Genomic DNA, 17,571 nt, shown 5'->3' with positions numbered 1-17,571 from the left:
GGGCCCATGGCCATCCTGAACACGAACCTCAAGGTCTTCGGCTATCCGGACAAGGTGAGCTCGCTCCCTCCTGCCGTGGACGAAGTCCTCCCCCCCATCCACGTCCGCATCAAGCCCACCAACATCTGCAACCACGACTGCTGGTTCTGCGCCTACCGCCAGGAGGATTTCCAGCTGGGTGAAACCATGGTCGAGCGGGATCAGATCCCCTTCGACAAGATGATGGAGATCGTGGACGACCTCATCGAGATGAAGGTGCGGGCTGTGACCTTCAGCGGGGGCGGCGAACCCTTCGTCTATCCCCACCTGCTCAAGACCACCCAGCGCCTGGTCGATGGCGGCATCGCCTTCGCCAGCCTCACCAACGGATCGCGTCTATCGGGCGAGGTGGCGGAGCTCTTCGCGGAGCACGGCACCTGGGTGCGGATCTCCGTGGACGGCTGGGATGGGCCCAGCTACGCCAAGGCGCGAAACACCAAGGAGACCGAGTTCGAGAAGGTGCTGTCGAACATGCGGGCCTTCAAGAAGCTGGGCGGCAAGTGCTACCTCGGCGCCGTCATCGTGGTGGGCCACGAGAACGGCCCTCACATCCACGAGCTCGTGAGCCGCATGGCCACCCTCGGCCTCGACAGCATCAAGATCTCCCCGGTCATCGTCAGCAACGAGGGCGCGAAGAACGTCGCCTACCACGCGAAGCACTTCGAGGCGGTGAAGGATCAGGTGGCCCGGGCCATCCAGGATTTCGGCCAGTACACCGAGATCTCGGACGCCTTCGACAACCAGCTCCACACCTTCGACAAGGCCTACACCTGGTGCCCCATGCTCCAGGTGCGCCCCGTCATCGGCGCCGACCTCAATATCTATTCCTGCCAGGACAAGGCCTACAATCCCGACGGCCTGCTCTTCTCCATCAAGGACCGCCGCTTCAAGGATGCCTGGATGGAGAGCAAGGCCCAGTTCATGAAGGTCGATCCCACGCGGCACTGCAACCACCACTGCGTCGCCCACAGCGCCAACAAGCTGCTCGTCGAGTACCTGGACGCCGACCCCAACCACCTTCCCTTTGTCTGATGCCCATGACCCAGTCCCGCGACACCTGGAACAAAGTCACCGAGCTGAACCACCCCGAAGGGTTCCTGCTCGGCCCCGTCAACGCCGCCACCTGGCTGCGCGATCCCCGCCACATGGGCTTCATGCTGGCCCGCTACAAGTTCGCCGCCAAGATGATGCGACGCTGCCAGGCCATCCTCGAAGTGGGCTGCGGCGAGGGCCTCGGCGCCTTCATGCTGGTGCGGGACACGCCGGCCCGGGTGCTGGGAGTGGATTTCGACGAAGCCCAGATCCTGTACGCCCAGCGCGAGGTCGCGCCCCACGGCCGCGGTCGGCTCTCTTTCCTGTGCGGGGACGCCACCACTGAGGCCCAGGCCGCGGGACCCTTCGATGGGTTGGTCTGCCTTGACGTCATCGAGCACGTCGATCAGAAGGAGGAGGCGCGCTTCCTCGAAAACTGCGTGAGTGTGCTGAAACCCGGTGCCGTGGCCATCTTCGGCACACCCAACATCGCTTCGGACGCCTTCGCCTCGCCGCCGAGCCGGGCCGGCCACATCAACCTCTTCGATCCGGACCGCTTCGTCAGCACCCTGGAGGGCCACTTCTCGCACGTCTTCCCCTTCTCCATGAACGACGAGATGGTGCATACGGGTTTCGCCAAGATGGCTCACTACCTCCTGGCGCTCTGCGTGCGGCAAGGAGGCTGAGGTGGACCCCAAGACCACCACTCCCGGGTCCCTCACGATGGTGGAGTACTACAAGGCCCAGGCCTTCAATCCGGTGCTCATCCCCGTGGAGCGCCAGGAGGTCTGGAAGGAGCACGTCGCCAAACGCCGCCACCTCTACGAGCGCCACCTGGGCCTGCCCCTGAGTCTGCTCGGGGGCCGCCGCGTGCTCGAATTCGGATGCAATTCCGGCGAGAACGCGCTGGTGCTCGCCACCCAGGGCGCCCGGCTCACCTTCGTCGAGCCCAATCCCCTCGTGGCGCCCCGGCTGCGGGAACTCTTCCAGTCCTTCGGTCTGGAGGCGTCCATCGAGGCCTTCCACGAAGCCGGAATCGCCGACTTCCAGACCGACGAGACCTTCGACCTGGTGATCGCCGAAGGCTTCCTCAGCACCCTCGCCGATCGGGAGGCGATGCTCGCCAAGATCGTCGGTCTCGTCCGTCCCGGCGGCTTCGGCGTCGTTTCCTTCAACGACCGTCCCGGCGGCCTCCTGGAGATGCTGAAGCGGGCCGTCCTCTACCGCGCCTACGCGTTGGCTTCCGTAACCGACGTGCAATCCGAGGAGGCCCTGGCCATCGCCCGTGGCTTCTTCGAAGCGGACTTCCTCAAGCTGAAGGCTTCGCGCACCTTCGAGACCTGGTGGCGGGATACGCTCGTGGCCCCGGTCTATCTATATGAGCACCTCTGGTCCTACCCCGAGATGCTGGCCATCCTCCAGGCCGAGGGCGCGACGGCCTTCGGAACCTCCCCGATGTGGTCCACCTGGGAGCATTTCAACTGGTACAAGAACACGCCGGAGGCGGGCTCCGTCAACGGCCGTTTCGAAGAGGAATGGCGCCGCCATCTGTTCTACTTCCTCACGGGATTGCCCCCCGCGGGGAAGGAGGCCCGGGCTTCGGATGAGGTCCTGGATGAGGTGGCGGGCCTGGTCCGGGCCCTCGCGCGCATCGGGGACACGCTCGATCCGGGAGCTCCCGCGCCCTTCGAGGCGCCGCGCTTCTTTGAGTACTTGATGGCCAGCCCACAGGAAGCCCCGCGGGCCTTCGCGCGCGAACTGCTGGCGCTGCTCGGCACTCTGGGTTCCCCATTCTCCGACGAACTCCTGTCCACTTATCGGGGGTCTGCCCTGTTGCGCAGCCAATGGGGCACGGCCTACCACTACCTATGCTTCCAGAAGAACCAGGCCTAGGCGGGGACGGGACAGTGTCCGATCATCCGTCCTCGAAGCTTCCCGGCGCGACGTCCGATGCCTCCGTCCTGGTTCAGGAGGCCACGGCCCTGCAGCAGGCGGGCGACCTGGATCACGCCGAGGCGATCTACCGGACCATCCTCCAGAACGAACCCGAACACGTGACGGCCCTTCAGCTGCTCGGAGTGCTCTACAACCAGCGCGGCGACTTCGAGGCCGGAGCCCGTTGTTTCCGGGAGGCCCTGCATCTGAGACCGCGATCGGTCATGGCGTACCTCAACCTGGGGATCGCCCTGTGGAACCTCAGGCGGTTGGATGAAGCCCAGGCGGCCTTCCACCGCGCCCTGCTGCTGAACCCGGACAATCCCGAAGCCCTGCTGAACCGCGGGCTCGTTCTGCAGGAACTGGGGCGGCACGAGGAGGTCCTTGAGGATCTCGAACGGCTGCTGTCGCTTCATCCGGAACACCCCTCCGCCCACATCCACCTCGGCCAGAGCCTGCTGGATCTTCAGCGGCCGGCCGAAGCCCTGGCCAGCTTCGAGCGGGCCCTGGCGAACCAGCCGCAGAGCCTGGAGGCGCGCCGCAGCCGGTGCCAGGCGCTGTTGATGCTCAAGCGGCCCGCCGAAGCGCTCCGAGATCTGGATGAGGTGGTGGCCGCCCGCCCCGACGATGTGGAGAGCCTCATGGTTCGGGGCGTCGTCCTGCTGGAATTGCGGCGGGCCGAAGAGGCGCTCGCCGACTACGATCACATCCTGCGTCTGCGGCCGGACTGGCTGGAGGGGCTCATCAACCGGCACCTGGCGCTCCTGGCCCTTCACCGCACCTCGGAGGCCGGGCAGGCCTTCGAGCGCGCCCTGGCGGTGCACCGGCGATCGCCGGGAGAAGCCTCTCCGCGAGTGGTGCTTCTGATGATCACGACCCTCATGGACACGGGCCGATATGGGGAAGCGCTGCGCCTGTTGTCGGAACCCTTCCAGTGTCCCGACGCGCTGATTCTGGAGGCGGGGGAGCGGGCGCGTCGTTGGCACCTCCTTCTCCTCGATTGGCTGGTGGCCTTTCTGAAGGCGCCCCTGCGCGACCTGTCTCCCTTCCGCGAAGACAGCCCCCGGTACGTCTTCCCCATGGTGGTGTGGGGTGACGCCTACCTGGATACGTTGGAGCAGTTCACCCTTCCCAGCCTGATGGCCGAGGGAAACCTCCCCTATTTCCAAGGGGCGGGGGACGCCCACCTTCTCTTCTTCACGACAGAAGCCGGGGCTGACCGCCTCGCGCGGATGCCCATCCTTGAAGATCTTCGGGCCATGCTTCCGGTCGACATCCTCACCTTCCCCGAGGCGCTCACCCGCACGGGCGACAACTACCGGCTCATGAGCGCCATGCACCTGGCTTGCATGGAGGTGGCCAAGGCCAGCCGATCCCATTTCTTCTTCCTGGCGCCGGACCTGGTCTTCTCCCGCGACTTCCTGCGCGCCTTGGACCGGCGGCTGCGCGACGGCTGCGACGTGGTCTTCGCGCCCGGCCTGATCCTTCATCTGGAGGCCTTCGCAGAAGAGCAGGCCCAGGCCTTCCCGGCGGTGGGCCGGCGCTTGTCCCTGGCCCCCCGCGACCTGCTGGGCCTGGGCATGCGTCACGTGCACCCCTTCGTGAAACAGGACTACGTCTACACCCCCGGTGCCCGGCGTTCGACGGTGGCGGTCTTCCTCTGGCCCCTGGGGGGAGGGGGCTTCGTGATGCATGGCTACCACCACACGCCCTTCCTGATTTCGGCCGAGGCCATGAGCCGCTTCGATGGGTCGATGTTCAAAAACCTGGACGGGGATTTCCTCCCAAAAATCATCCGCTCCGAAGAAGAGCTCGGCCGCTGTGTGATGCTGACCGACCCCGCCGAAGCCAACTATTTCGAGCTCTCCCGGGGCAACCGTTTCGTCAGCGCCAATGGCGACGCCTTCGAGTACGACATGGGGGAATTCAGCCTCGAACGCCTGAGCCGTTTCGGCGCCCACCTCGGCCGGGTCGCCACCTGGCTTTTCCCCCAGCAGGTCTGCTTCGATCCGACGGGCCAGGCCGCGGACGATCCCCGCCTGCGGGAATCGCGACAGGTGGTGGATCAAATCATGGAGGGGATCGGACGCCTCCAGGACAGGTTCTGGGATCATCCTTGATCGTGCCGAGCCGGCCAGAACGTCCCAGAGGCCGGCAGCCATGGAGTGGTATTCGTGAGTGATCCCGCCGACAGCCCCGTAGCACCCGTCCCTGAAACGGGGGATTGGCTGGAGGCAGCCACCGCCGCCCATGACAAGGGCGACCTGGACCTGGCCGAGGCGCTCTACACCCGCATCCTGGAACGGGAACCCCAGCATGCCGCGGCCACGCACCTTCTCGGCGTACTCAAGAATCAGCGCGGTGATCACAGCGCCGCGGCCGAATGGCTGAGCCGTGCCCTGCGCTTGAATCCGCGATCGGCAAGGGTGCACCTGAACCTGGGTATCGCCCTCTGGCAGCTGGGTCGGCAGGAGGAGGCGCTGACGCACTACCGCTACGCCTCGGTGCTCAAGCGGGACGAGCCTGAAGCCCTTCGCCACCTCGCTTCCGCGCTGCAGGTGCTGCATCAGCAGGAGGAGGCCCTGGACAACTGGGACCGCTACCTGGCGCTCGCCCCCGGGGATCCCGCGGCCCTGCTGAACCGCGGCCTCGCCCTCGCCGCCCTCGACCGGATGGAGGAGGCCCTTGCCAGCTTCGATCAGGCCCTCGCCGAGTGCCCGGATTTCGCCGAGGTCCACTTCCAGCGCGGTTTCGCGCTGCAGGAACTGGGTCGGCTCGAGGCGGCCAGGGCGGACTATGAGGCGGCCCTGCGGCTCCGGCCCGAATGGGAGGAGGCCCGGCTCAACCTCGCGGGTGTGCTGCACCTCGAGCATCAGGACGAAGCGGCCCTGGCCGAGGTGGGAAAGGTGCTCGCGCAGCATCCGGACCTGCCCGCGGGCCTCTTGCACGCGGGCGTCCTCCGCCTGGCGCTCCATCTTCCGGCCGAGGCCCTGGTGGATGTAGACCGCCTGCTGGCCCTCGAACCCGGAAGGGTCGAGGCACACGTGAACCGGGGACGAGCCCTGCGGGAGCTCCAGCGTCCCCTGGAGGCCCTGGCCAGCTTCGACAAGGCTTTGGATCTGGATGCGGACCACGAGGGCGCACTCATGGACCGGGGCCAGATCCTGATCGAGCTTCGCCGCCCCCCTGAGGCCCTCGCCAGTTTCGACCACCTCCTCTCGATTCATCCGGAACACCTGGAAGCGCTCCTGGGGCGCGGCAATGCCCAGGTGCTGCTGCACCGGAATGAGGAGGCCCTGGCCACCTACACCGAGCTGCTTGGCCGCCAGCCGGACCACGTGGAAACCCTGGTCAGCCGCGGCACGGCGCTGCATCGCCTGGGCCGCCACGTGGAAGCAGTGGCGAGCTATGATGCGGCCCTGGCCCTCAGGCCGGATCATGCGGTGGCGCATTCGAACAAGATCTTCGTGATGGACTACCTGCCGTCCCTCGGCTTCGAGGCTCATCAGGGCGCGCGCCGGCGGTACTACGAAGCCCAGGCCCAGCGACTCGCGCTGGAGGAGCCCGTCTTCGAGAACGACCGCGATCCCGCTCGGAGGCTGGTGCTGGGCTATGTGTCGGCGGACTTCAAGCGTCATTCGGCGGCCGCCTGTTTCGGGCCCGTTCTGAGGCATCACGACCGGGCGGAATTCAAAGTGATCTGCTATTCAGGCGTGCTGGAGGAGGACGACTGGACCCGCGGGTTCCAGGCCGGGGCCGACGCGTGGCGCCGGACGGCGCGGATGCCTGACGCGGAGCTCGCCGATCTCATCCGGGCCGATGGCGTCGATGTGCTCATCGATCTGTCGGGCCATTCGGAGGGCAACCGGCTCCTGGTCTTTGCGCGCAGGCCGGCGCCGGTGCAGGTCACGGCCTGGGGCGGCGGCGGCGGCACGGGCCTACCCATGATCGACTACCAGTTCACCGACCCCGTCCACATCCCGGACTGGGCCCGGCCCCTGTTCACCGAAACCTGCTTCGACCTTCCCTGCAACATCACCTTCGAGGCCCCCGACTACGCGCCCGAGGTGTCGGACCTGCCCCTTCGCCGCCACGGGTACCTGACCTTCGGATGCCTCAACCGCACCATGAAGGTCACGCCTGAGGCCCTGGCCCTCTGGGCCCGCCTCCTGGAGGCGGTGCCGGGCTCGAAGCTGTGCCTGAAGGACGGCCTTCTGGAAGATTCCCGCGTGCAGGACGACTTCCGCGCGCGGTTCGAAGGGCTCGGCATCGCGCCGGACCGCCTCCTGCTTCGGGGTGGCAGTTCCCATCGAGATCACCTTGCGGCCTACGGCGAGGTGGACATCGCCCTGGATCCCTTTCCCCACAGCGGGGGCATCACCACCTGGGAGGCCCTGTGGATGGGCGTGCCCGTCATCACCATGCCCGGCTCCAAACCTTCGAGCCGCATTTCCGGAGGCATCCTCCACGCGCTCGGGCTGAACGATTGGATCGCTGAATCCGAGGAGGCCTACCTCCATCTCGCGATTGATAAAGCCTCGGACGCGGCGGCCCTGGAAGGTTTTCGGGAGACCATCCGGGCGCGCATCGCGGCCTCGGAGGCAGGGAACCCCGTCCTGTTCACCCGGGCGGTGGAGGCGGCCTATCGAACCATGTGGAGGCGATGGTTGGAGGGCAGGCAGGCCCAAGACCTGGGGAGCGGGCATCCGTGAGCGAATCCTCCGAACCTCCGATCGAAGGGGCAGGGGAGCTTCCGCAGGAGACGCTGACCCTGCTGGAGCGGGCCATGGCCGCCCATGAGCGCGGCGACATGCCGGAAGCCGAGGGCCTGTACCTGCGCATCCTTGAACAGGAACCCAACCATTTCAGCGCGACCCACCTGCTCGGCGTGCTCAGGAATCAGTGCGGGGACCACCAGGCCGCCGCCGACGTCCTGAGCCGGGCCCTGAGGTTGAGCCCGCGCTCGGCGGTGGTCCATCTGAACCTGGGCATCGCCCTGTGGCACCTGGGGCGGCAGCACGAGGCGATCACCCACTACCGCTATGCCCTCGTGCTGGAGCGGGACCATCCCGAAACCCTTCTGCGCCTGGCCTTCTCGCTGCAGGTGATGATGCAGACCGAGGAGGCGCTGGCGCTCTGGGACCGTTACCTGGCCCTCGTGCCTGGAGATGCCCTAGCCCACTTGAACCACGGCATCGTGCTGCAGGAGCTTCACCGGGAAGACGAGGCCCGGACGGATTTCGACCGGGCCCTGGCCCTCGACCCGGCCATGGCGGCGAACCTTCTGGATCGCGCCCGCGAGTTGACCCTGACCCAGCGTCCGGGCGAAGCCCTCCACATGTGCGAGCAGGTTCTGTCCCTCCACCGGGGGCGCGCCGAAGCCTGGCTGATCCGGGGCAACGCGCTCATGGGCCTTCGCCGCTACGAAGAGGCGCTGGCCAGCTTCGGTGAGGTGGTGGCCCTCGAGCCGGATCATGCGGATGGCGAGATGAACCGCGGCACCGCGCAGCTGGCCCTTGGCCGGCCGCTGGAGGCCATGGCCTGCTACGACCGGGCCCTGGCCCTGAGGCTGGATCACGCGGGCCTCCACATGAACCGGGGTAATGCGCTGATGAGCCTGGGCCGCCTCGCCGAAGCGCTGGCCAGCTATGACCGGGCGCAGGCCCTGCAGCCGGATGACCCGGACGTGCTGTTGAACCGCGGTCACGCGCTGCTCGCCCTCAAGCGTCCCCACGAAGCGCTGGAGGCCTGCGACCAGGCTTTGGCACTTCGGCCGGAGCATGCGGGCGCACTCGTGAACCGAGGTACGGCGCTGCTGGATCTGAAGCGCCCCGCGGAGGCCCTCGCCACCTTCGACCGGGCCCTGGTCCTGGACCCCGAGAATGCCAATCTGCTGATGAACCATGGCACGGCGCTGCACATGCTCGGGCGCCACCGGGAGGCGGTCGAGAGTTATGACCGCGCCCTCGCCATCGATCCCAGCCACAGCCAGGTCCACTCCAACCGGATCTTCCTCCTGGATTTCATTCCGGAGGTGAGTTTCGAAGCGCATCAACAGGCCCGCCGCGACTTCTTCGAAGCCCACGTGAAAGGACGGATCCAGCCACGGGACCTGTCCGGCGTGGACCGGGATCCGGAGCGTCGGCTGGTGTTGGGCTATGTGTCCGCGGACTTCAAGCACCACTCCGCCGCCTCCTGCTTCCTGCCCATCCTGCAGCGCCACGCCCAGGGGGATTTCAAGGTCATCTGCTATTCGGGCGTGCTGGCGGAGGACGACTGGACGGGCCGCTTCAAGGCCTGCGCGGAGGTGTGGCGGCCGGTGGCGGGGCTTTCGGATGATGCCCTGGCCGACCAGATCCAGGCCGACGGCGTCGACATCCTCATCGATTTGTCGGGGCATTCCAAGGGAAACCGGCTCCTGGTCTTCGCTCGCAAACCCGCGCCCATCCAGGTGACCGCCTGGGGGCACGCGGGGGGCACGGGCCTGCCGATGGTGGATTATCAGTTCACGGATCCCGTCAGCATTCCGGCCTCGGTCCGTGGTCTCTTTGCGGAAGCCTGTTACGACCTGCCCTGCTTCATCACTTTTGAGGCGCCGGCCTTCGCGCCGCCCGTCGCGCCCCTGCCTGCCCTCACCAAAGGCCATCTGACTTTCGGCAGCTTGAACCGGTACACGAAGGTCACGCCGGCGGTGGAGCGCCTCTGGGCGCGGATCCTAGCGGCGATCCCCGGATCCCGCCTGCTGCTGAAGGATGGCCTGTTCGATGAGCCCGAGGCCCGGCGCGTCACCCTGGCCTCGTTCGAGCGGGAGGGCATCGATCCGGGCCGTCTCGAGTTCCGCGGTTTCACCTCGCACCAGCGTCACCTCGCAGCCTACGGCGAAGTCGACATCGTGCTCGACTCCTTCCCGCAGAACGGCGGGATCACCACGTGGGAATCGCTGTGGATGGGCGGGCCGGTGATCGCCTTGCTGGGCGACAGGTTCGTCAGTCGGATCTCCGGCGCGATCCTCGACAGTTTGGATCTGGGCGAATGGGTGGCCGGAGATGAGGATGCCTACCTGGATGTGGCCATCCGGAAAGCGGCCGATCTCGGCGCGCTGGCGCGATTCCGTGAAGGCATCCGCCCGCGGATCCTGGCCTCATCGGCGGGTCATCCTGGGCGCTACACCCGCACCGTGGAAGCCGCCTACCGGACCATGTGGCGGAAATGGACAGCCTCGTAGCGGGACCTCCGCATCGCGGCCTGGATTCAAGGGTTGGCAACCCAGGCCGAATAGTCCGGCAGACATGATCCACCGACCAACCCCTTCCGCAGCGAGCGCTCCGATGCCGGTGGCGCGGGGTGACGTCCGAGTCGAGGCCACATCATGACTCCTGCGCCCGAACCACCGGATTCCATCGCCTCCTCCGATGCGGCCGAGATGCCCGAGCACGTGGTGGTGATGCTGCTGGAGGGGGCCCAGCGTTTCCTGGGGAAGGCCGAGGAGGCCATCCAGGCCCGGGACTCGATGCTCCGGGATTTCTACCTGAAGCGCGTCCTCAGCATCATCCTGGAACTGACCAAGCGCGTGAATTGCGAACTGGGCGGCTCGCTGGTGAACAACCTCATCCGGATCTACGACTGGTGGGGGAGAGAGGTTCTGGACGGCGGCGAGCAGGACGATGTCGAGCGTCTGAGGACGGTCGCCGATCAGATGGGCGAAATCAGGAAGTCCTGGGAGCAGGTGCTCTTCAAGGGGCAGGGGATGTCGGAAAACCCCGAGTTCTAGACCGTTCCGAAGAGTCGATCGCCGGCATCGCCGAGACCGGGGAGGATGTAGCCCTTGTCGTTGAGCTGCCGGTCCACCGCGCCGACGACGATGGTGAGATCCGGGTGGTCGCGCTGCAGCCGCTCGAGGCCTTCCGGCGCGGCCAGCAGCGAGACGAGGGAGAGGTTCACGGCGCCGGCCGTCTTGAGCTGGCGCACGGCTTCGGAGGCGCTCCCCCCGGTCGCGAGCATGGGATCCAGGATGAAGACGGGCCGCGCTTCCAGGAGGGGCGGGAAGTTGCGGTAGTAGGGCACCGGCACGAGGGAATCGTGGTCGCGGTAGAGACCGAGGTGGCCGACTTTGGCCGTGGGCATCAGCTGAAGGAAGGGCGGAAGGAGGCCGAGGCCGGCCCGCAAAACAGGCACCAGCACTGGATCGAGGGACTTCAGGCGGAGTGAGCCCGTACGCTCGAGGGGCGTCTCCACCACGACGGATTCGGTGGGCAGTGTTCGGGTCGCCTCTGCGGCCAGGATCAGGCCGACCTCTTCGATCAGGGCGCGGAAGAGGATGCCCGGCGTCTTGCGGTCGCGGATGAGGGAGAGCTTGTGGTGGACGAGTGGATGGTCGACAACGTGGATCGTCATGGGGGCCTCTCGAGGGTGTGGTTGGGTTCCGAGGTACCGCTCGCACGGCGCCAAGGGCGGAAGGCGCGAGAAGAAGCCTAGCAGGCGCAGGGGCGGGAAAGCGGCACGAAGGGGACCGGGAGTGGGTGGCCTCGACGTGAATACCGAATCGAATCGCAAGCGCATGGGATCGTGTCGAGAAAACATATCGACTTGAGCAAACGCGCTGGTACAGCGCCTTCGCACGATGCGAACTCATTGAAAGAGTCGTGTCTCATCGAGCCGTGAGCGCGAACTCCGAAGCTTGAAGGTCAGAAATCGGGTCTGTGAACGCGGAAACGAATGGTGCGATGATGGACAGGTAGCGTCAAAAAAAATGAAGATTTTTTGGATTTCTCTGTTGACCTCATCCAGATCGCTGGTTTCATGTTGAATCAGAGGAAAAACGACCGATCATCTTCCCCATAGGGCCAGCAGCGAGGTATCTGAGATTTGGAGAGTGGGAAATGCTAAAGAAAGTCGCCATCTTCAAGGCCCTGGATGTTGAAATCAAGAAGCAGAGGGGCCCTGTGGCGGTAAAAGATGCCTACAAGGGGCATCACTCGCTGAAAGAAGAGCTCAGCCAGCCTGGAATCACGATCTTGGGTGAAGTTGCCGGGGGCGACCCCGGCCGTGGGCAGGTCCGGGAGTCCTACAAGGCCTCCACGCATGCCAAAAGCCTGGCCGAAAACGGCGCCCGCGCCCTGTCGATCGCCACGGACAAGTTCCTTTATTTCGGCGAGGACAAGCACCTCTCCGAAGTGCGGAGTCAGGTGAAGCTCCCGTTAGTGAGGCGCGAGTTCATCTTCGAGGAATACCAGGTCGAGGAGAGCAAGATCCTCGGCGCCGACGCCATCTTCCTGATGCCCGCCCTGCTGACGCAGGACCGGCTTCAGGCCCTCCTGAAATTCGCCACCAGCAAGGGCCTCGACGTGGTCGTGGAAGTCACGTCGGAAGCGGAGCTGCAGCGGGCGATGGAGGCCGGGGCGGACATCATCTGCGCCGTGGGTCGGAACCTCGATACCTGGGAAGCCTCCTGGGATCAGGCCGTGGCCCTCGTTAAGAAGGTCCCCAAGAGCTGTCTCAAACTCGTCGAAGGCGGCATCCACCGGTTGGAGCAGATCAAGCAGATGGAGGCCCTCGGCGTCCACGGCCTGGTGATCGGCGACGCCCTCCTCGATGATTACTATCCCGGCAAGCGCCTGGCCCAGATTCTGGCCGGCGTGGAGCCCCCGAAAAAAGCCGCGAAGCCCAAGGGCAAGACCGGCTCTGCCGCCGACGCGGCGCTAGCCCCCACGGCTGCTTCTGCGGCCAAGGAACGCATATCCACCCAGCGTGAAGGTTCGGTCCATCCTGGCGCGAAAGTTGCTACAGGCAAGCCATCTTCACGCACGACCCCTTCCAACCCCGCCCAAAAGGGCGTAAAGGAGCCACCCATGGCTGAAATGACCAACCCGGTCGCCACCACTGAGCCCGTCGCCGCTAAGAAGCCGGCGAAGAAGGCCGCCCCCAAGAAGAAGGCCGCCGCCAAGAAGCCGGCTGCCAAGAAGGCCGCGCCGAAGAAGGCCGCCGCCAAGAAGCCGGCCGCCAAGAAGGCCGCTCCGAAGAAGGCCGCGGTGAAGAAGGCTGCCGTGAAGAAGGCCGCGCCGAAGAAGGCCGCCGCCAAGAAGGCCGCGCCGAAGAAGGCCGCTGCCAAGAAGGCCGCGCCGAAGAAGGCCGCTGCCAAGAAGGCCGCGCCGAAGAAGGCCGCCGTGAAGAAGGCCGCGCCGAAGAAGGCCGCCGCCAAGAAGCCGGCCGCCAAGAAGGTCGTGAAGAAGGCCGTGAAGAAGGCCGCGCCGAAGAAGGCCGCTGCCAAGAAGCCGGCTGCCAAGAAGGTCGTGAAGAAGGCCGCGCCGAAGAAGGCCGCCAAGAAGTAGGCCCTTCGAGCCTGCACAACCTGGCTAATATCAGAGAGGCGCGTCGTCGCGCCTCTCTGAGCTGGGTGTCTTCATGAACATCATTGACCGTGTCTCCGCTCTCGAAGTGCTGGACAGCCGTGGGAATCCCACCGTGCTGGCCCGAGTGCTCCTTTCCGATGGAACGGCCGGTCAGGCCATAGTTCCTTCCGGTGCCTCGACGGGAAGTCGTGAGGCGTTGGAACGGCGCGATGGCGACAAGAAGCGGTACCTTGGCAAGGGCGTGCTCGGGGCCGTGGATGCGATCAACGTCGAACTCGCGGGCGCGCTGCAGGGCATGGATCCCTTCCAGCAGGCCGAGCTCGACGAGCTGATGTGCGATCTGGACGGAACCGAGAACAAGGGCCGTCTGGGTGCGAATGCCATCCTGGGTGTGTCCATGGCCCTCGCGGATGCCTCGGCGAAGGCGTCCAGGATGCCGTTGTACCGGTATCTGGGCGGCGCCACCGCCCGCCTGCTCCCCGTGCCGATGATGAACATCCTCAACGGCGGGGCCCATGCCGACAACAACGTGGACATCCAGGAATTCATGGTGCTGCCCGTGGGCGCGCCGAATTTCCGCGAGGCCCTCCGCTGGGGCGCCGAGGTCTACCATGCCCTGAAGGGCGTGCTGAAGGCCCAGAAGCTGGCCACGGGCGTGGGCGATGAGGGCGGCTTCGCCCCGAACCTGGCGTCGAACGAAGAGGCCCTGAACCTGATCGGAGAAGCGATCAAGAAGGCCGGCTACAAGCCCGGGAAGGACATCTACCTGGGCATGGACTGTGCCGCGAGTGAATTCCACACCGGGAAGGGCTACACCCTGGACGGTGCGAACAAGACCGTGCCCCAGATGGTGGCGTATTACGAGGGCCTCGTGTCCCGCCACCCCATCGTGTCCATCGAGGACGGCTTCGCCGAGGGCGACTGGAAGGGCTGGAAGGCTCAGACCGACGCCATGGGCGCCAAGACCCAGCTGGTGGGCGACGACCTCTTCGTGACCAACCCCGCCATCCTGGCCAAGGGCATCAGCGAAGGCGTAGCCAACGCCATCCTCATCAAGCTGAACCAGATCGGCACGGTCACGGAGACCCTCCGGGCCGTGGACATGGCCCACAAGGCCGGCTACCGGGCCATCATCAGCCACCGCAGCGGCGAGACCGAAGACAGCTTCATCGCCGACCTGGCCGTGGCCACCGGCGCGGGCCAGATCAAGACCGGCGCCCCCTGCCGCACGGACCGGGTGGCCAAGTACAACCGCCTGCTCCAGATCGAATGGGAGCTGGGGGCCGCCGCTCGCTACGCGGGCCGCGAAGCCTTCGGATCCCGCCTCAGCTAGGAGGGCCGCATGAACGCCAACTGGCTCCTGAAGTCCTCCACCCTGTGGGGAGTGCTGGGAGCCTCGGCGTTCCTGTCCCTCATGGCCATCCTCTTCTCACAGGGGGGGCTGCCTGAGCTGCGCAAGCGCGAGGCCGAGCTGCAGACGGCCCGGACGCGCCTGATCGAATTGAACCGCCGTAACCGCGAGCTGATGGACGAGGTCCAGCGGCTCGCGGCCAAGGACCCCGAACTGATGGAAGCCCTGGCGCGACGTCAGGGCTATGCGCGCAAGGGCGAGACGGTCTACACCTTCCGCAGCAACCGGGAGCGGTAGCTTGGAACTCCATCTCGCATCTGCCGCCGGCAACGTCTTCGGCTACCTCTGGGCTGAGGAGGCTAAAGGTTGCTCTGGCGAGGATTATGCAAAATTGCTCTGTCCTCGGGGGCATGGTTTTGGTTTAGATGGCTTTTTTTTGATGCAAAGGCCCGAATCGGGTCGCTGGATCCTGGAGCACTGGGATACAGATGGATCTAAATCCTTTTGTTCCAATGGTTCAAGGGCGGCGCTCGCGATTCCGGGGGCACCTGTGGAGCCCCTTGTCGAGGTGATCTCCAGCGGAGAGCGGATTCTCCTTCGTCGCGATGGGAAGGACATCGGCATTCGCATGCCCGAGGGTGAGGGGTTCGGATTGCGCGACGTCCCCATGGCCACGGCGGAGCCCGCAGGCTTCGGATGGATCGGCAATCCACAGCTGGTGCTGCGCGTGCCTTCGGTGGCCGCAGTGGATCTGCCGACCTTGGCGCCGCCGCTCCGCCATCACCCGGCGGTACCCGATGGAACGAACGTGAACGTGATCGAAGTGATCGCACCCGGCGAAGCGCGCATCCGCTCCTGGGAGCGGGGTGTGGAAGGTGAGACGCTCTGCTGCGGCACTGGCAGCGCGGTGGCGGCGGCCTGGCTGATGCGCACGGAAGGTGTTTCGAGCTGGCGCCTCCACACCGCGGGTGGCGAGACGGTGAAGGTGGAACTGGCCTTGGATGCGAACGGTGAATGGCGAGACCTCTGGCTGTCCGGCCCGGTCCGCCGTCTCGGAATCGTGCATCCCGATCCCTCGCTGCTGCTGGAGTTGCGGGGCCGGTGAACGCGGCGCTTCGCCGTGGAACCCAACCTGCTAGACTGGCATGTTCCACACCCGAGGGGATGTCGAGATGTTTGGTTCCGCCAGCACCTGCGTGACGAAGAGGGGCGCCTGATGCGCGCCCGCGTGGTGGCATTGGCGAACCAGAAAGGTGGCGTGGGCAAGACGACCACGGCGATCAACCTCGCCGCGTCTCTCGCGATGATGGAGAAGATGGTCCTGCTCGTGGATTTCGATCCCCAGGGGCACAGCACCACCGGCCTCGGCTTTCCCAAGCCGGACCATCGCGCGGGTTCGTACGCGCTGATGAAGGGCGCGCCGGCGGAGGCGCTGCTGCTGAGCACCGAAGTGCCGATGATGCAGGTGATCCCCGCGGGCAAGGATCTCGCCCAGCTGGAATTCGAACTCTTCGAGATGCCCCAGCTCCAGGTGCTCAAGCAGGGGCTTGCCCCGCTGATGAACCGCTTCGACTACATCCTCATCGACCCGCCCCCGAGCCTCGGCATGATCACACTGAACGCGCTCACGGCCGCCGACGAGGTGATCGTCCCCATGCCCTGCGAGTTCTTCGCGCTCGATGGCCTCGCGGAATTGACGGAGACACTGCGCCGCATCCAGTCCGGTCCGAATCCCAACCTGCAGCTTGGCGGCATCCTCCTCACGATGGCTGAAGAGCGCACCAACCTCGGCGCCGCGGTGGCCAACGAAGTGCGTCACGCCTTCCCGGGCAAGGTCTTCCAGACCATGATCCCGCGCAATATCCGCCTCGCCGAGGCGCCCAGCCACGGCAAGCCCGTGGCCTTCTACGATCTGCGCTCCAAAGGCGCCCAAGCCTACCTCAGCCTTGCGAAGGAGTGGCTTGGACTGGACATCCTTGCGAAGAGGGAAGCCTGATGACCCAGTTGAAGCGACCGGCCCTGGGCCGTGGACTCACCTCGCTCATGAGCCAGATGGCTCCTGAAGATGCCAATCAGCGGGAACTGCCCCTGGGCAGTCTCGTGCCGAACCGCGCCCAGCCGCGCACCCACTTCGACGAGACGGCGCTGGCGGAGCTGGCCGAAAGTCTGAAGCAGCACGGGATGGTTCAGCCCATCGTCGTGCGCAAGGTGGGCGAGCAGTTCGAGATCATCGCCGGCGAGCGCCGTTGGCGGGCCGCCCGCAAGGCGGGCCTCGCCATGGTGCCCGTGGTCATCAAGGAGGTTCCGGACGACCGCCTGCTGGAGATCGCGCTCGTCGAGAACATCCAGCGCCAGGAGTTGAACCCCATCGAGGAGGCCACCGCGTACTGGCAGCTCGGCGAGCACCTGCGGCTGACGCAGGAACAGGTGGCGGACCGCGTGGGCAAGTCCCGGCCCCAGGTCGCGAACACCCTGCGCCTGCTCCGCCTGCCGGCTGAACTCAAGGCCGAGGTGGCCGACGGCCGGCTCAGCACGGGCCACGCGAAGGTGCTGCTCGGCGTTCCGGATCCGCGCCTGCAGGAGCAGCTGGCCTTTGAAGTGGTCGACCAGCAGCTCAGCGTCCGCGCCCTGGAGGCCCGCATCCAGAAGCTTCAGAAACAGACCAAGGCCAAGGGCAAGAAGAAGCACCCCCAGGAGCTCTTCATCAAGGCCGCGGCGGAAGAACTCACCCAGTCCTGGGGCACGAAGATCGAAATCAAGGCCAAGGGCAAGACGGGCACCCTGGTGATGCACTACGGCAGCGAAGGCGAACTCGACCGCCTCTTCGAAGCCCTCAAGCACGGTCCGGCGAAGCGCCGCTAGCAC

At 66.0% G+C, this 17,571-nt stretch carries 14 protein-coding genes; 13 read left to right on the top strand and 1 reads right to left on the bottom strand.

Features of this window, described 5'->3' with window-relative positions:
- The first annotated feature begins 6 nt into the window (after positions 1-6).
- The 7 genes from QSJ34_RS08450 to QSJ34_RS08420 all read left to right on the top strand — a co-directional run bounded on the left by QSJ34_RS08450 (position 7) and on the right by QSJ34_RS08420 (position 10,777).
- The gene (locus tag QSJ34_RS08450; RefSeq protein ID WP_285573844.1) at positions 7-1,071 is read left to right on the top strand and encodes a radical SAM protein; all 1,065 of its coding nucleotides are present in this window, start codon (positions 7-9) and stop codon (positions 1,069-1,071) included.
- Between the two features lie 5 nt (positions 1,072-1,076).
- Positions 1,077-1,757 (top strand): class I SAM-dependent methyltransferase, encoded by a 681-nt coding sequence (locus QSJ34_RS08445; protein ID WP_285573843.1) that lies wholly within the window; start codon positions 1,077-1,079, stop codon positions 1,755-1,757.
- 1 nt (position 1,758) lies between these two features.
- The gene (locus QSJ34_RS08440; protein WP_285573841.1) at positions 1,759-2,964 is read left to right on the top strand and encodes a class I SAM-dependent methyltransferase; all 1,206 of its coding nucleotides are present in this window, start codon (positions 1,759-1,761) and stop codon (positions 2,962-2,964) included.
- Positions 2,965-2,978: 14 nt separating this feature from the next.
- On the top strand, positions 2,979-5,126 hold the full coding sequence (locus QSJ34_RS08435) for a tetratricopeptide repeat protein (protein WP_285573839.1): 2,148 nt from the start codon (positions 2,979-2,981) through the stop codon (positions 5,124-5,126).
- 54 nt (positions 5,127-5,180) lie between these two features.
- Entirely contained in the window at positions 5,181-7,718 is a 2,538-nt protein-coding gene (locus tag QSJ34_RS08430; protein WP_285573834.1) for a tetratricopeptide repeat protein, read from the top strand.
- Entirely contained in the window at positions 7,715-10,231 is a 2,517-nt protein-coding gene (locus QSJ34_RS08425) for a tetratricopeptide repeat protein (protein WP_285573832.1), read from the top strand. The genes QSJ34_RS08430 and QSJ34_RS08425 overlap by 4 nt, the downstream gene beginning before the upstream one ends.
- A gap of 144 nt (positions 10,232-10,375) precedes the next feature.
- Complete coding sequence (locus QSJ34_RS08420; RefSeq protein ID WP_285573831.1) at positions 10,376-10,777, top strand: flagellar export chaperone FliS; 402 nt, start codon at positions 10,376-10,378, stop codon at positions 10,775-10,777.
- Here the strand turns inward: QSJ34_RS08420 and upp are convergent.
- Complete coding sequence (gene upp / locus QSJ34_RS08415; RefSeq protein WP_285573829.1) at positions 10,774-11,400, bottom strand: uracil phosphoribosyltransferase; 627 nt, start codon at positions 11,398-11,400, stop codon at positions 10,774-10,776. The genes QSJ34_RS08420 and upp overlap by 4 nt on opposite strands.
- Before the next feature lie 485 nt (positions 11,401-11,885).
- Here upp and QSJ34_RS08410 point away from each other — a divergent pair, with 485 nt between their 5' ends.
- From QSJ34_RS08410 to QSJ34_RS08385, 6 genes are all read left to right on the top strand, one after another.
- The gene (locus QSJ34_RS08410) at positions 11,886-13,334 is read left to right on the top strand and encodes an indole-3-glycerol-phosphate synthase (protein WP_285573827.1); all 1,449 of its coding nucleotides are present in this window, start codon (positions 11,886-11,888) and stop codon (positions 13,332-13,334) included.
- 73 nt (positions 13,335-13,407) lie between these two features.
- Positions 13,408-14,688, top strand: a complete 1,281-nt coding sequence (gene eno / locus QSJ34_RS08405) for a phosphopyruvate hydratase (protein WP_285573826.1) — start codon at positions 13,408-13,410, stop codon at positions 14,686-14,688.
- Between the two features lie 9 nt (positions 14,689-14,697).
- Positions 14,698-15,003 carry an FtsB family cell division protein gene (locus QSJ34_RS08400; protein WP_285573824.1) on the top strand — a complete coding sequence of 102 codons (306 nt, stop codon included), beginning with the start codon at positions 14,698-14,700 and terminating at the stop codon, positions 15,001-15,003.
- A gap of 1 nt (position 15,004) precedes the next feature.
- The gene (locus QSJ34_RS08395; protein ID WP_285573822.1) at positions 15,005-15,811 is read left to right on the top strand and encodes a diaminopimelate epimerase; all 807 of its coding nucleotides are present in this window, start codon (positions 15,005-15,007) and stop codon (positions 15,809-15,811) included.
- A 111-nt stretch (positions 15,812-15,922) separates the two neighbouring features.
- A complete protein-coding gene (locus tag QSJ34_RS08390) occupies positions 15,923-16,702 on the top strand; it encodes a ParA family protein (protein WP_285573820.1) in 780 nt (259 codons plus the stop codon).
- Positions 16,702-17,568 carry a ParB/RepB/Spo0J family partition protein gene (locus QSJ34_RS08385; protein ID WP_285573818.1) on the top strand — a complete coding sequence of 289 codons (867 nt, stop codon included), beginning with the start codon at positions 16,702-16,704 and terminating at the stop codon, positions 17,566-17,568. The genes QSJ34_RS08390 and QSJ34_RS08385 overlap by 1 nt, the downstream gene beginning before the upstream one ends.
- Positions 17,569-17,571 lie beyond the last annotated feature (3 nt).

This window comes from Geothrix limicola (assembly GCF_030268085.1).
Lineage (GTDB): Bacteria > Acidobacteriota > Holophagae > Holophagales > Holophagaceae > Geothrix > Geothrix limicola.
This window is presented reverse-complemented; position numbering and strand designations above follow the sequence as displayed.

What these genes read in the sequence shown, in the direction of transcription:
- QSJ34_RS08450 (WP_285573844.1), top strand. Translation starts at nt 7, where the DNA reads ATGGCCATCCTGAACACGAACCTCAAGGTCTTCGGCTATCCGGACAAG.
- QSJ34_RS08445 (WP_285573843.1), top strand. Translation starts at nt 1,077, where the DNA reads ATGACCCAGTCCCGCGACACCTGGAACAAAGTCACCGAGCTGAACCAC.
- QSJ34_RS08420 (WP_285573831.1), top strand. Translation starts at nt 10,376, where the DNA reads ATGACTCCTGCGCCCGAACCACCGGATTCCATCGCCTCCTCCGATGCG.
- upp (WP_285573829.1), bottom strand. Translation starts at nt 11,400, where the DNA reads ATGACGATCCACGTTGTCGACCATCCACTCGTCCACCACAAGCTCTCC.
- QSJ34_RS08410 (WP_285573827.1), top strand. Translation starts at nt 11,886, where the DNA reads ATGCTAAAGAAAGTCGCCATCTTCAAGGCCCTGGATGTTGAAATCAAG.
- eno (WP_285573826.1), top strand. Translation starts at nt 13,408, where the DNA reads ATGAACATCATTGACCGTGTCTCCGCTCTCGAAGTGCTGGACAGCCGT.
- QSJ34_RS08400 (WP_285573824.1), top strand. Translation starts at nt 14,698, where the DNA reads ATGAACGCCAACTGGCTCCTGAAGTCCTCCACCCTGTGGGGAGTGCTG.
- QSJ34_RS08390 (WP_285573820.1), top strand. Translation starts at nt 15,923, where the DNA reads ATGCGCGCCCGCGTGGTGGCATTGGCGAACCAGAAAGGTGGCGTGGGC.
- QSJ34_RS08385 (WP_285573818.1), top strand. Translation starts at nt 16,702, where the DNA reads ATGACCCAGTTGAAGCGACCGGCCCTGGGCCGTGGACTCACCTCGCTC.